The organism is Dulcicalothrix desertica PCC 7102 (assembly GCF_003991905.1).
GTDB lineage: Bacteria > Cyanobacteriota > Cyanobacteriia > Cyanobacteriales > Nostocaceae > Dulcicalothrix > Dulcicalothrix desertica.
Window position 1 is genome coordinate 1 of record NZ_RSCL01000025.1, and the last position, 14302, is coordinate 14302.

A 14302-nucleotide genomic window follows, 5' to 3' on the forward strand; every position below is an offset into this window, starting at 1 on the left:
AGCTGTGTTACCTCATGTAGATGCATTTCCGTATTTATATATCTTTACATAGTTTGGTTTATTGGCGCCGACTTACTTACAAAATTCTCTACGGCAAACGTTTGAAAATTTTATTTCCGGTCAATTTATTATTGCGACAATTTTAACAGTTTTGCAAACAAGTGCATTTTTATTATTAAATGTACCTTTTGGTTTGCTGTTTGGGGTGGTTATTGGAATTATGAGTTTAATCCCTTTGGGAGGCGCCACAAGTATTGCTTTAATTGGATTAATATTAACTATTCAAGATTTTTGGGTAGGAATCAAAGTCTTGGTTATAACAGTTATACTTGGTCAAATAAATGAAACGTTGATAGCTCCCCGTATCCTTGGTAACTTGGTTGGCTTAAATCCTTTTTGGCTTTTGATTTCGCTGTTCTTAGGCGCCAGATTTGCAGGCCCATTAGGGTTATTCTTGGCAGTGCCAATTGCCAGCTTTATCAAGATTTTAGCTTCGGCAATTAGAACTTCAGGCGCCACAAAAGAAGCAGAATCAATGCTGCAAATCAATTTGATGAATCAATAAAATAATTCTTTCCTACTGCCCACTTGTAAGAAATGCGGTAAAGTAAATTATGGAGGAGCAATATTACGATGGCATATAGTGACTTTACGCTGGAAATGGTTATCGAGGAGTTCAATCTCAGCATTCGGGAAACGCGCTCGCTAATTAAAAGTCAACCCGTACAACCGACGGAACTACTAGTCGCAATTCTCGAACGGGAAATGCCTTGGGCAATTGCAGTGGGGTCTGAAATTGCTCGTTATAGTGGGATTATTGCTCAAGTACTGCTAGAAATAAGAGAGATGAAACATCAGCAGATAAGTGTATTTGCTGGTAAAGAATTTAACGTAGACCCGCAACGCAAGTTAAATGGCTACTGTGATTTTTTAATTAGTCTTAGCCCTATTCAATCTGTGATTCAAGCTCCAGTTGTAGTGATTGCTGAAGCCAAACGTGGTATTTTAGAAAATGGGCTAGGACAATGTGCCGCCGCGATGGTAGCAGCACAACTGTTTAATCAAACTCACAATCTTACGATTTCCTCTGTCTATGGTTGTGTAACCAATGGCAGTAATTGGAAATTCCTCAAGCTCTCAGGAACTGAACTTGTGGTTGATATTACTGAATATGATATAACGCCTATTGAGCGTCTCTTAGGAATTCTGTCGGCAACAGTAACAACCGATTAATACCAAATAATGCAAATTAATTTGACGAATCGATAAGTTCTAAAATTGCATCTTTTAACTGACTGCGTAAAGGCTCTTGAATTGGTTCAACACCAAACATTTCTGTTGGATATAAACCTTCTGTAGCTAATCGAATGATACCAGCACGAACAGGGTCAAGTCCACTTTCATCGAAGTGATGTTGCCATTGGGCACAACCATCACGTGCATGTTCTACTAATTCTGGATTATGTGTAACAGCTATAAATAAGCCAGCAATTAAGGCTAGGGGTGGTTGGCTACTATTAAAGCTTGCTCGTACATAAGCTTTAAGCCAGTCTTTTGAAGGGTTATCTGTATGTAAGTCTTCTAATTCTTTCTCAATTGCTGCATTAAAATCATCAATTAAATAAGATATTACCCCAGCAACTAAAGCTTCTTTACTAGGGAAATGATAAAGCAAACCACCTTTACTAACGACCGCTTCACGAGCAACCGCATCCAAGGTTAGCCTTTCTATACCTTGAGTAATAATAATTTGAATCGCTGCTGAAAGGAGTTTATCACGAGTCGCGGAGCCAGATTTCGATTTACTGGCGCCTTTGGATGGCTTTGGTGTAGAAACTTCAGCAGATTTCATAAACTCGCTTGCACAAAACTATTACTCGTATATTTATACTATACCACATGGACAGTTTTTGTTGTCATTTTACCGTCTAGTTGGTACATATTAAGGAAATAGACGCTCAAGCGCGGGCGCCTGGTAGTCATTATTTTCGGTGCCCTCATATTCACAATTTATCGCGCCGTAGTTCGATATAAAACAAAAATACTATCAAATTTATAACTGCGCCAACAGGATGTATAAGTTAAAATGAAATTGTATACATAAGTTCCATGCTAATAAATTATAAATATATATGCCATATAATAAGTTTGACCTTGAGACGTTAGCTGTAGAGTTCAGCTTAGAAATATCGGAAGATACTAGCTTATTTCCTAACATCCAGCCTGTAGAGCCAGGTGATTTATTAAAAGCTACTTTAGAAGAAAATATACCTTTAGCAACAGCAATTAATACAGAGAAAGCGCGTGGTGAATTAATTATATTTCCTATATTACTAGAAGTCAAACGAAGAATTAATATACCAATATCTATATTTTCGGGAAAAGAGTTTAATGTTGATATTGTACGTGGTTTAAATGGGAATCCTGACTTTTTAATTAGTCGTAACCGCGAACAGTTTTTTATTACTGCTCCTGTAATAACACTTGTGGAAGCAAAAAACCAAGATATTAACAGTGGTTTAGGTCAGTGCGGCGCCGAAATGGTTGCAGCACAGATATACAATGCAAAAAAGAATAATGCTATTGATTCTGTTTTTGGTTGCGTTACTACAGGTGTTTTATGGAGATTTTTACGTTTGGAAAATCAAACATTATCTATTGATAAAGTAGAAATTTCACTTGAACCCGTGGAGCGATTACTAGGCCTTTTTTCACAGATTATAAAATAAATAAAGTTTGAAGGCTTTGATTATTTTATAGTTCATTTAAAATTATTGGCTCTTCCGTACAAAGCCTACAATATATCTTCCCTCGGTATAAGTATATTTATTCATCGCTTTTGATAACTTTCTCCGGTTCTCCATCAGCAGAAATATCTGTAGAGTATAATTTAAAACATTAAATATTTAAGTTGATGTCGCAAAGAAATTAATATTCAAATCAACTATTGTTTAGCTAGTGAGCTTTAAAGTTTAATCATTAGATTTATATTTATTGCTTCCAGGAAGTTTCTTAATTTGATTCCATGCTTCAATTGCTTCTTCACGATTTTTTCCTTGATTATTCAGGTCAGCAAAAAAGTCACGAGTGAATTGATTGTATTCAAATTGAGGTGCAATATTTTTCTTGTACGAGGGGTCTTTCTTTCGCTCTTCTTCCTCATACCAAGCGGTTACAACATCACAATAATTCTTTCCAACGTTGTTTTTAAAGTAATTTTGGATATAGGTGGAAAAATGAAATTTTGGGATAACTGTCTCAAAAAAAGCTCTTACATCTTGACTGCAACGATGGTTTTCCACAATTACTGTATCAAGACTTAAATCTTCTTGAGATTTTATTTTCTTATCCACTCTTAGATTTATGATAGTTTTTTTAACCTTACCTGTTGTAAGATATGTTTCGATTCTATTAGAAATTTCTATTTTTGAGCCAGAAGTACTGATTCCATTTTCTCGACAAAATAATTGTAATTCCTTCTTTAACCAATAGTAGTCTCTAAAATCTTTTACGCTAATATATTTTGTTAAATTAGGTCTCATAAACTACATGTAAAAATTTTTACTTATCTTTATCATATAATAATTGCTTCTATTAGTCAAAACCGTAACGGCAGGCGCCAACCTACCAAAACTTTTGACACGGAAAGACTGGAGCAATCAAAAGATGTTCTAAACTTGATTTCGATATACTTTAGGGGTTAAACCAGTTAGTTCATGAAATCGTTTAGTAAAATGGCTCTGATTAGCAAAGCCGCATTGAAAAGCAATATCTATAATTGTGTTTTGCGAATATTTCAATAATTTTTTGGCACGTTCTATACGCTGTTGGAGTATATAACGATGGGGTGAAAGCCCTGTTGACTTTTTGAACAAAGTGCAGAAGTAATAATGATTTACTCTGGCAATTTGAGCAAGCTCAGTAAGAGTAATTTCTCGGTCAAGATTTGCTTGAATATAGTCAATGACGCTTTGCAAAGTCTTATTTGGTAGCGGATTGGAGTAGCTTTTAATTAATGGGCGATTATTAGAATAAGTTTTTAATAAATGAACGGTAAATAGTTGGGTAATAGAATCTATATAGAGTTTTCCACCAGGACACCCCTGTTCAAGTTCTGCTTTGAGTGTCAATCCCAGTTGCAGAAGCAATGGGTCTTGTTGGTCAGCAAAGCGGGGAATAAGTTGAGTGCAATCTGGGTTACACCATTCTTGAGCGACTTTGGTAAAAAATTTCGGTTCTATCCCAACAAGCATAAACTCAAGCGGTTGGCGAACATTTGCACGATGTGTGACACCAGTTGGAAGGATAGCAACACTACCACGATGAAGCATTTCTGAGTGATAGCAGTCGTCAACCCATCGTTCACGCTTAACTGTGGCGCCTAAACCGAGAGCAATTGTGTGTGTGGGATGGCAAGATTCGGGGACTTCTGCGTAAGGTAAATGATGATACACCAAATGAATGTTGTCCCATCCTGCTTGATGGCTAGTAAGTAGTGGTTGTTGTGAGAGAAGCTTTTCGCTGCCTCCTTTTTGGCGAAGATCGATTATTAGAGGTTTCAGCTTCTGGGTCACTATCTTTCTCCTCAACTACTTAATGCTTGTATGTAGCACCATAGCCAGTTTCTCCACTTTTGGGTCAAATTTCCCAAAACTTTATGATTTATTTTGATTATCAATATCTATTGTTCTGGCGCCAACTTAAAATATTCTGCAAAAACAGAACATTTTTTGCAAGTTTGAGAAAGACATTCCACTGGTTTGTCAGTAGTATCAATGCTGGTGAGAATTTGACAAACATACCAAAGAGTTTACATATGCGTTACATTATTAAGCTAATTGCGGGAATATTTTTTACGGTAATAATCATTACAGGTTGTGCCCTTACTACTCCTCAACCTAACGCAAAGAGTGTACCAGTTGCGGATTCTACTACCGATCCAGCTTTGAATATTAAAACACCTGCCAACTTAAAATTACTTCAAGATAGAGAAGGTACATCAGTTTGGGCGATGGGTGTCCTCGTTACGCTCAAACTACAAAGCAAGGATGCAGGTGGGACTTATGCAATGTTTGAAGATTATATTCCTCCAGGTGTTGGTACACCATTACATGTTCATAGCCGTGAAGAAGAATTTTGGTACATGCTGGATGGAGAACTTAACTGGTATGTAGGTAATAAAGAGTTTCAAGCCAAGAAAGGAGATTTTATCAATACGCCGCGTGGAGTTCCGCATCGATTCAAAAATGCTAGCAACAAACCAGCCCGTATGTTTTTAGGCTATTCTCCAGGAGGATTTGAGCAGTGGTTTTTAGATGTTGGTAAACCTGTTCGCAATCTTCAAGAGGCACCACCCAAAGTAGCTCCTGATGATATTCAGCAAGCTATTAAAATTGCCAAAAAATATGGGGTTGAGTTCATTAAACAATAGCGAATCATCTTGATTTTGGGGTATTCGATAAATATCAAAATGATGTCTTGAAGTTACATGTAACGTCAGGACACGTTGGTAAAAGAATATATTAAATGCTTTTTGGCGCCCAAACTACTATATGATATCCTCTTTATTTTGACGAAGGTATTGAAAGAGAATGTGCCGAAGCAACTACCTGAACAGAGGCGAGAAATTTGTGCAAAATAGGAGATGTATCTCCTTGGCGCCATGCTGCTGCAATTTCGACTTCAGAACTATACTCTTGTAAATATTTATACACTACCCCCATTCTTTGAAGGTTTTGTAATGATGCAGGAACAATTGCAACTCCAACACTCCCTGCCACCAAACTAATTACCGTTTGAAGCTGAACTGCCTGTTGTACTTTTTGAGGTACAAAACCAAGTTGCTCGAATAAGTTCATAATTTGTCTGTAGAGCGCTTCACCTAACTGATATGGAGGCAAAATAAATAACTCATTTCTAAGTGACTGCATTGATACTTGAGGTTGAGTACTTAAAGGATGTGTTTCTGGCATCGCTAAAACTAGTGGTTCTTTCAGGACTGACAAGGTACTCAGTTCATCATTCTCTAAAGGTAAGTACAGAAGCCCTACATCAATTTGGCTGTTGTACAATTTCTCAATTTGCTGGCTAGTTGTCAACTCATGCAACACAAGTTCTACATTGGGGTGAGACTGGCGAAAATGATACAAAACATCGGGTAAAACACTGTAGGTTGCTGAACTATTAAATCCAATTATTAGCCGACCCAATTCACCCCGCCCTGCCTGTCGCACAGAGTCTACTGCTTTATCAACCTGTTGAAGTACTTGTTGTACCTCTTCTAAAAATATGTGTCCAGCATTTGTCAATTTAACTTGACGCTTTGTTCTCTCAAATAATGTGACTCCAAGTTCTGCTTCTAAATCGCGAATTTGTTGGCTCAGGGGTGGTTGAGCTATATGCAGTCGTTCCGCAGCACGACTAAAATTGAGTTCCTCTGCGACTGCCAAGAAGTAGTGCAGGTGTCGGAGTTCCATCCTATATTCCTTAGATACTAGTTACGCTATCAATTATTACTGTTTTTGCCCCTTTTAAGGCATAATATCACTCATTAATCCAGTTTTAAATTCTTCTAAAAATTCACCCTGTGCAACAGTAGTAGATGTACCAGTCATGTATACGTGACCATTCAATTTTATGTCAATATCAATTTCACCTCCAGGCATATGCACCTTCACAACTCTATCTACTAATCCTAATTCATATGCTGCACTTGCAGCTGCACAGCTACTACTTCCAGATGCCATAGTGTAACCTGCACCGCGTTCCCAAATCTCAATATAGATATTTTGCGGGTCAATGACCTTCATTAGTTGAACATTAGTTCTGTTGGGGAAAAACGAATTATTCTCTAGGATTGACCCTAAACTAATGGCTTTTTCTTTTGATATCTCTTTGAGAGGAACAACACAGTGCGGATTACCGATTGAAAGACAGGTTACTAATAATGATTCTCCATTAACCTCGATAGACTCTTGTATTACTTCGCGACGTTTGCCAACCACGGGAATCAAATTACTTTGAAAAGTAACTGTTCCCATATCTACTTTTATTAATCCCTCTCTTAAGTTAATGATTTCAACAGTTACTTCTCCACCTAAAGTAGAAAGCAAAAACTCATTGCTATTCACATATCGAAAGTCTCCAAGATACTTAGAGAATATGCGAATACCATTACCACTTTTTTCGGCTTCACTTCCATCAGGGTTAAATATTCTTAATTTTATTTGACCGTCTTCAAATATTGGACCATAAAGTATTCCATCACTTCCTATACCTAGATGGCGAGCGCATATAGTTTGGATATTTTTTTTAGTCATGGGTACATTTGTCTTGCTAGGGTCAATAACTATATAATCATTTCCCAAAGCATGATATTTATAAAAATCAGTCATGATGTATTCTCTTTAGCCTAATAGTGCGAATTTTATTTGTCCAAAGTTCAATTTTGAAGATGCGTAGGAAGGTAATCGTGTTTAATCAAGTCTGAGTAAGTTTCTCTCTTTATAATGAGATGCGCTCTTCCTTGAGATACCAGAATAGCCGCAGGTCGAGGTACGCGGTTGTAATTTGATGACTGACTGTAGTTATAAGCACCAGTTCCAAGTGCAACAAGTATATCGTTGGGCTGTGTTTTAGGTAATAGAACGTCTTTGAATAAAATGTCTCCAGATTCGCAATGCTTACCGACAATTGTGATAGTCTCAGTCAAGGGAGCGTTCATTCGGTTAGCAATAATCGCATAATTTGTTGCTTGGTAAGTAATTGGACGTGGATTGTCTGACATACCTCCATCCACTGCTAAATACGTTCGCACTTCTGGAATTTCTTTTTGGCTCCCTAATGTATAAGCCGTGACACCAGCGTTTCCTATTAGTGAACGACCCGGTTCGCACATAATAGTGGGTAACGGCATTTTGCGCTCCTGGCAAGCTGCTACAACATATTCACTAATCGCTTTTGCCCAATCTTTAATACTAGGAGGAATATTTGTTTCAGTATAGCGGATACTTAAGCCACCACCTATATTGATAGCTTTAATTGATAGCCCATAATCAACAGACTTACTTAGCCAACCTATCATTACATCAGCAAGGAGTTGGTAAGCAGTTAACTCAAAAATTTGAGAGCCAAGATGAATGTGTAGCCCAGTACACGATAAGCTGTTGTTTTGTTTCACGAAAGCGAAGACTTCATCAATTTGGTTTGAATCAAAACCAAATTTAGAATCAACTTGCCCTGTGGAAATGTGCTTGTGAGTATGAGGCTCAATTCCTGGATTCATTCGCAGCATCACTTGAATAGCCCGTTGAGTAGAGGTAGGCTCTTTTGCTATGTCTACTAGAGTGTGAAGTTCCAACCAATTATCTATAACGATGGTACAACCAGATTCTATTGCTAATTTTAGTTCGGCAAAAGATTTATTATTACCATGAAAATAAATCATTTCAGGCTTCGCTCCTGCTTGTAAAGCAGTGTAGAGTTCACCACCTGACATAACATCGATTCCTAAACCTTCATTTGTCACTATTGCACAAATAGCTTTGCAACTCCAAGCTTTAGAGCCATAAAGAACTTGAGAATTACCTGGGTAGTATTGTTTAAATGCATCTCTGTATTGGCGGCAAGCAGTTCTTAGAGTATTTTCGTCTAAGATATAAAGTGGTGAGCCAAATTGCTGAACTAAATCGATGACATCACAACCACCAATTTCTAGGTATCCTTTACTGTTGACTTGGGCTGTAAGTGGAAAAAGATGTTGATTTGGGGAGCCAGTAGCAGCTAATTCAGAAATGTAATGAGTTCCGGTAAGGGAGAAGCCTGCAACTTCAATAGTATTCATTTTGGGTTTTTTAAGCGTTTATATCAGTTACTATATGAGCAGCATTCCCAAATGTCTAATATATATTTTGCCTATAACTTATACTTAAAAAATATAAATTGCAACTGATTTGGCTGATATTAGTGCAAGGAAATACATATGCAAACTCTGAACTAGTTAGAGCTAACATACTAGTAAACTGTACTATCACCGAATATAGTATTTGAATCGCTGCTGAAAGAAGTTTATCACGAGTCGCGGAGCCAGACTTGGATTGAGCGGCGCTTTTTGATGCCTTTGGTGTAGAAGCTTTAGCAGATTTCATAAACTCGCTTACACGGAACTATTAACGGTTTTTTGTTGAAATTTTACCGTCTAGTAGGTACATATTAATTAAATAGACGCTCAAGCGTGGGCGCCTGCTAAAATATATTTTAGATATTGGTAAACCTGTTCGCAATCTTCAAGAGGCGCCACCCAAAGTAGCTCCTGGTGATATTCAGCAAGCTATTAAAGTTGCCAAAAAATATGGGGTTGAGTTTATTAAACAATAGCAAGTAGCCACAACTGGATGTGCGGTAAGACTTGTTACAACTGTGTAACTCGTGCCCCATATCCAGTATCAAATACTTAGAAAAATCCTGCGTAAGCCCGCTAAAATCATTGGTAAAGGCATTTCATCGCTTTTTATTGCTGTTATAAAACTAGGACGTGCTTTAAGACGATTGAAATATGCTCTGAGTGCAGGATGTTTATTATCTGCCCATAAATATCCAAATTTCAACTCATCTAACCAATTTAGAACGGCTGTCCATACCGTATCTGCTAAAGAATAGGTAGTCCCACAGAGCCAATCTGTTTGCCTTAATTGCTCATCCAATTGTTCTAACAGTGGTTCAATTTTTGCATTGATACTTTCAATTTCCTTTGCATTTCTAATTGTGGAATTCAATTGGTTTACATCCTTCAACTTAGCTGCATATTGCTCTTTCAATCCAGAATTTGCTTGCATAAGTTTAGGAATCAATCTCTCTTTGATTTGAACAGAGCGACGCAATACAAGCCCTTCAATTCCTCGAAAGTTGCCATAAATTAGCTCTACCATCGGGAATTTATCTTGCAAACCAATCCAGTAACTCATCTTCTCCACGAATGCAGGTTCCGCAGGAGTTAATTTAGGGTGCAGAAATTGTTCATCCAGATATCGGATGATTATGGCTGAATCGGTAATAACTTTATCATTATGAATTAAGGTTGGCACAACACCTTTGGAATTTAACTGGATATAGCTCGGTTGCAAATTCTCAAACGTTAGCAGGTTGAGCGGGTGACTTTTCCACTCAAGATTTTTTTCAGCCAACACCAATTTGACTTTTTGCGAGCAGAGCGAACCTGAAGCATGGTAAAGCTCAAGCATGATACATTTCTCCTGTTAAGTGCGTGACATGATAATGATTCCTGCGGTGATTACACCCGATGCAAATAACTGATTGACTGTGAGATGTTCACCGAAAAAGATGTAAGCCAAAATTGTAGTTGCCGCAATCCGAATCCCTGAAACGACCGGAACAGCAGATGATACAGGCAAATGCTGCAAGGCTATCGTAAAGAGAATAAGGTCAAAAATATAGCAAGCGATAGCTCCAATAAACCAAGGAGAAGTCACGATAGTAAGTAAAGTGCGATTAGATAAAGCTAGATTTGCCTGCTTGAGTAACAGGTTGCCAGCACAAGTCCCAATCGCAGACAGCCCTAATAACGTCCAGGCATTCCAAATCGCATCAGGCATACCATATAAATCACAACAGTTGTCATGCAAGTAAACATAACAACTGTTGTGATAAAATGTCAAGATGGTCGTTGTATTTTAATTAAAAAGCAGAACTATGAGTTATGGAGATCGCCGTGTTGAAGTTGCTTCCGCCGCGTGGCGGGTAATTGTCCGCGAAGGGCTAGACCGCACCAGTATGCGGGCAATTGCTGCTGAACTTGGCTCTTCAACCGGAGTTGTAACCCACTACTTTCGGGATAAAGACTCACTCACTCTGTTTGCACTAGAACGAGTTTTTGAAAAGTTGTTTGAGGATATAAAAGCGAATACTGAGGGACGAGAGGGAATTGAAAGGCTAGAACAGATGATTTTTGCAGCTTTGCCCTTGGAAGCCTGTGGTATTCCTGGCTGGCAAGTTTGGATCGCTTTTTTGGGATATTCAATTGGGCGCCAACATTTAGTTCAAGAACATCGAAAGCGCTACGACCTTTTAAGTAAAATCATTTGTGAGGAGTTAGCTGATTTGCAAATAGCAAAGCTGATTCGAGATGATGTTGATTTAAAACTAGAAGCAAATGCACTCATTGCTCTGGTTGATGGCATTGGAACAGGAGTTGTAATCAACCCGGAGCAGTTTCCCCCAGATCAACAACGATATCTTGTACGGCGCCACATCAAAACTTTACTAGCAAAATCTTAGGGACTTCCAAAAAATTAATTCTCCATGTTGTGGAATGGGCATCCTTGCCCGTTCAAACTGTGGGCGTTTACCAACACTAGTGGTCTATGTTATTCATGAAGAGGAGTATATATATTTACCACAGAGACGCAGAGTACACAGAGGCAAGAGGAATAAACTACGTAAGGAGCGAGGATTTCCCGCTTTCTTAGGGCACAAAGGACTGAGTTTACTTAGAATGAGTTGCCTCTATAATTTCAGTGTACCATCCAGACGGTCTTTCATTGACATGTTACCGTTTAGTTGGTACATATTAAGGAAATAGACGCTCAAGCGTAGGCACCTGCTAAAATAGATATAATTACAGCAGTAAAGTTATGACAAGTGTAGTAATCAAGCCTTCATTTTGGCTAACAGAAGGAATTCGGGTTGAGAGAGTCAATAATCTTAACTTGTTTAAATTTACAGAAGAACTAGGTCTGCGTATGCAAGAGCTTCTCGACAAGAAAAAAGCTGACCTATTAACACCAGAAGAAACTGCTGAACTAGAGGCTATAGACGAATTAGACACTATATTTAGTTATATAAATGCTATAAATGCATCTCAATCATGACAATTTCTAGCAGCACCCAAGAACTTGTACGGAAGCGTGCTGAATATCGGTGCGAGTATTGCCGTTATCCAGAATTTCTCAGTACATCTCCCCTTACAATTGACCATATTGATCCAAAATCATTAGGAGGTTCTGACGATGCCGATAATTTGGCATTGGCTTGTCGTCGCTGCAATGAACGTCATTATAATTTCACTGTTGGTACTGACCCAGAAACTAAAGAAGAAGTAACATTATTTAATCCTCGTCGCCAAAAATGGTCAGACCATTTTATCTGGTCAGAAGATGCTACAAAGATTATTGGTTTAACACCTACTGGTCGTGCAACTTGTAACCGTCTCGATTTAAATGATGAACGTCGCGCTGACCGTTTTATACAAAAATCCCGACGTTTCTGGGCGCAAGGTGGTTTTCATCCACAGGAGTAGAATATGGGATGAGTAAGTTGAGACGACTGCCTAAAATTCTTCTAAAAGATTACTTGGTTGGCACAACACCTTTGGAATTTAACTGAATATAGCTCGGTTGCAAATTCTCAAACGTTAGCAGGTTGAGCGGGTGACTTTTCCACTCAAGATTTTTCGTAAGCGTTCACCAATTTCACTTTTTGCGATACTAATTAAGGTTAAGCTATTTGAGGAAACCATATCATCTAGCTGCAATGCCTTGAAACTGGTTGCACATTTAACTCAGTACGCCATTGAGATATTGATTTCTGCCAGTTCTCTTCCCATTTAGCCGCAAACAAAGGTTTAGCATTTTTTCCCATTTGCAAACCCTGTTCAATGGCGCCTATTGTTTGTACAAGCATTTCCGGATTCCAGAGAGTAAATGCTAACAAAAAATTTGCAAGATATACTGTTGCACAAGGATAAGGAAACTGTGCAATATGAAAAGCTTGTAAGCCAATTTCATCTATTATTGTTGTTCCATAACCTGTAATTAGATGCCAAATATCATGCGTTTGACCTAAACGTGCTTCTACGTAGCTAGCATCTGAATTTATTTCAATATGCGAGTAAAAGTCTGGGTTCAAACCGTTTTCTTTAATGTAAGCAGCATAGATATACCCTAAAGAATCTTCCGGGTATTCTTGTAGTACATCTAAATTGTGATATGGCGCCATGTAACGCTGTTTAATAAGTGCTGCCTGTTCAGGGTTAGATTTCATCTCGTTGACTGCTAACTCAAAAACTGGCGTCCTAATCAAAACTTTGATTAACCTTTCAAAAGCATCTTTCGCAGCATCTACATTTCTAAAATTTGCCTGAAAACTCAAAAAATTAAAAAATGCGTTTGTTTCTAAAGCATCTTTTGGATTATCGAAATCAATATACAGCTTACCCTTTTGTGAGGATGACACAGTAAATATGGGCTTACTATACATATACCTGTAACAAATTTCTCAACTACAATTTTTATCGTAGGTTGAGCAATATTGATAAGTAAAGTAACTTTGTTTGATCTAGATCAAATTTTTTAAAAATAAAATTTACTTGAGTCTGGCTGGCGACAAAGGGCTTAAACGCTTTCTTGCCTCATATTTAGTGCGAATGCGACTGAGAGTTTCTTGCGTTATTCCTAAATATGACGCTATGTGCTTAAGGCTGACCTTATCTAAAATCTCCGGAAATTTTTGTAGTAATTTGTTATAGCGTTCGGCTGCTGATTGTGAGTGATGCGAAACAAAATGTTCTTCTAACGCCATAAAGTACTGTTCCATCATTAGCCGCCCTACTTTGTTCCAAATGGGGTCACTGTCATAATCATATAAGTAGTGTAAGCTTGTATGGCTTATATAAAGTAGCTTGCTATCGCTTACTAAAACAATGCTTTCTGAAGTTGGTTTTTGCGAGAAAAAACTAGATGCTGTGAAAAATTCTCCTTCAAAGCTAAACCAAGATGTAACTTCTTTATCTCCTTGATACCAAATTTCTCTAGCAACTCCCTCAACTAAAAAATATAAATTATCACAAACTGTACCTGGTTCAAGCAAAATAGAACCTTTGTATAGCTCAAGCGGCTTCATGAGATTACAAAATTTAGCTTGTTGGGTAGAAGTAAGTATGGTGAATTGGTCTAACGCACAAAGCAGTTTGCAATACATAAGTTCTTTACAGTAAATAAAGTATGCGCCGAATAATGTCAGAGTTTAAGTATACCATCCAGACGGTTTCTTCTTGACATGTTTACCGTCTAGCTGGTACAGTAAGGAGTGTCAGCAAATATCCATGCTATTAACTTCTATGTCGCATAGCGCATAAAAGCACGTTTGTCTTAGACTACCCCACGTAGTCTTATGAATTTGAAAATATTTGCTCCCAGTCAAATATGAAAGAAGATCGGCTATAAGTTGCTGCAATTACAGTAACAGGAGGTATTGCTTATTACGTTATTTCTCAATTAACCATAATTTT

At 37.9% G+C, this 14302-nt stretch carries 17 protein-coding genes; 7 read left to right on the forward strand and 10 right to left on the reverse strand.

What is annotated here, in order from left to right:
* Positions 1-61 precede the first annotated feature (61 nt).
* Both DSM106972_RS38660 and DSM106972_RS38665 read left to right on the forward strand, forming a co-directional pair.
* Positions 62-565, forward strand: coding sequence for an AI-2E family transporter (locus DSM106972_RS38660; protein ID WP_127085673.1), 504 nt, complete (start codon positions 62-64; stop codon positions 563-565).
* Between the two features lie 68 nt (positions 566-633).
* Entirely contained in the window at positions 634-1233 is a 600-nt protein-coding gene (locus tag DSM106972_RS38665) for a hypothetical protein (RefSeq protein ID WP_127085674.1), read from the forward strand.
* 16 nt (positions 1234-1249) lie between these two features.
* Here the strand turns inward: DSM106972_RS38665 and DSM106972_RS38670 are convergent, their stop codons facing one another.
* Complete coding sequence (locus DSM106972_RS38670; protein WP_127085675.1) at positions 1250-1852, reverse strand: TetR/AcrR family transcriptional regulator; 603 nt, start codon at positions 1850-1852, stop codon at positions 1250-1252.
* A 280-nt stretch (positions 1853-2132) separates the two neighbouring features.
* On the opposite strand from DSM106972_RS38670, the gene DSM106972_RS38675 reads away from it, so the two are divergent.
* Complete coding sequence (locus DSM106972_RS38675) at positions 2133-2729, forward strand: hypothetical protein (protein ID WP_127085676.1); 597 nt, start codon at positions 2133-2135, stop codon at positions 2727-2729.
* Positions 2730-2972: 243 nt separating this feature from the next.
* Here DSM106972_RS38675 and DSM106972_RS38680 read toward each other — a convergent pair whose 3' ends face one another.
* Complete coding sequence (locus DSM106972_RS38680; protein ID WP_127085677.1) at positions 2973-3542, reverse strand: DUF6434 domain-containing protein; 570 nt, start codon at positions 3540-3542, stop codon at positions 2973-2975.
* A 129-nt stretch (positions 3543-3671) separates the two neighbouring features.
* On the reverse strand, positions 3672-4574 hold the full coding sequence (locus tag DSM106972_RS38685; protein WP_127085678.1) for a helix-turn-helix transcriptional regulator: 903 nt from the start codon (positions 4572-4574) through the stop codon (positions 3672-3674).
* Positions 4575-4816: 242 nt separating this feature from the next.
* Here DSM106972_RS38685 and DSM106972_RS38690 point away from each other — a divergent pair, with 242 nt between their 5' ends.
* Positions 4817-5431 (forward strand): cupin domain-containing protein, encoded by a 615-nt coding sequence (locus tag DSM106972_RS38690; protein ID WP_201800842.1) that lies wholly within the window; start codon positions 4817-4819, stop codon positions 5429-5431.
* A gap of 133 nt (positions 5432-5564) precedes the next feature.
* Here the strand turns inward: DSM106972_RS38690 and DSM106972_RS38695 are convergent, their stop codons facing one another.
* The 5 genes from DSM106972_RS38695 to DSM106972_RS38715 form a co-directional block, all read right to left on the reverse strand.
* Entirely contained in the window at positions 5565-6476 is a 912-nt protein-coding gene (locus DSM106972_RS38695) for a LysR substrate-binding domain-containing protein (RefSeq protein WP_127085679.1), read from the reverse strand.
* A gap of 54 nt (positions 6477-6530) precedes the next feature.
* The gene (dapF, locus tag DSM106972_RS38700; protein ID WP_201800843.1) at positions 6531-7394 is read right to left on the reverse strand and encodes a diaminopimelate epimerase; all 864 of its coding nucleotides are present in this window, start codon (positions 7392-7394) and stop codon (positions 6531-6533) included.
* A gap of 47 nt (positions 7395-7441) precedes the next feature.
* A complete protein-coding gene (gene lysA, locus DSM106972_RS38705) occupies positions 7442-8842 on the reverse strand; it encodes a diaminopimelate decarboxylase (protein WP_127085681.1) in 1401 nt (466 codons plus the stop codon).
* Between the two features lie 601 nt (positions 8843-9443).
* A complete protein-coding gene (locus DSM106972_RS38710; protein WP_127085682.1) occupies positions 9444-10238 on the reverse strand; it encodes a glutathione S-transferase family protein in 795 nt (264 codons plus the stop codon).
* A 15-nt stretch (positions 10239-10253) separates the two neighbouring features.
* Positions 10254-10610 carry a DMT family transporter gene (locus DSM106972_RS38715; protein ID WP_127085683.1) on the reverse strand — a complete coding sequence of 119 codons (357 nt, stop codon included), beginning with the start codon at positions 10608-10610 and terminating at the stop codon, positions 10254-10256.
* A 97-nt stretch (positions 10611-10707) separates the two neighbouring features.
* On the opposite strand from DSM106972_RS38715, the gene DSM106972_RS38720 reads away from it, so the two are divergent.
* The 3 genes from DSM106972_RS38720 to DSM106972_RS38730 all read left to right on the forward strand — a co-directional run bounded on the left by DSM106972_RS38720 (position 10708) and on the right by DSM106972_RS38730 (position 12313).
* Entirely contained in the window at positions 10708-11292 is a 585-nt protein-coding gene (locus DSM106972_RS38720; RefSeq protein WP_127085684.1) for a TetR/AcrR family transcriptional regulator, read from the forward strand.
* Positions 11293-11648: 356 nt separating this feature from the next.
* The gene (locus tag DSM106972_RS38725) at positions 11649-11885 is read left to right on the forward strand and encodes a hypothetical protein (RefSeq protein ID WP_127085685.1); all 237 of its coding nucleotides are present in this window, start codon (positions 11649-11651) and stop codon (positions 11883-11885) included.
* The gene (locus DSM106972_RS38730) at positions 11882-12313 is read left to right on the forward strand and encodes an HNH endonuclease (RefSeq protein WP_127085686.1); all 432 of its coding nucleotides are present in this window, start codon (positions 11882-11884) and stop codon (positions 12311-12313) included. The genes DSM106972_RS38725 and DSM106972_RS38730 overlap by 4 nt, the downstream gene beginning before the upstream one ends.
* A 224-nt stretch (positions 12314-12537) precedes the next feature.
* Here the strand turns inward: DSM106972_RS38730 and DSM106972_RS38735 are convergent, their stop codons facing one another.
* On the reverse strand, positions 12538-13248 hold the full coding sequence (locus DSM106972_RS38735; RefSeq protein ID WP_158632946.1) for a Coq4 family protein: 711 nt from the start codon (positions 13246-13248) through the stop codon (positions 12538-12540).
* Between the two features lie 129 nt (positions 13249-13377).
* Positions 13378-13914, reverse strand: coding sequence for a Crp/Fnr family transcriptional regulator (locus DSM106972_RS38740; RefSeq protein ID WP_233787187.1), 537 nt, complete (start codon positions 13912-13914; stop codon positions 13378-13380).
* Positions 13915-14302 lie beyond the last annotated feature (388 nt).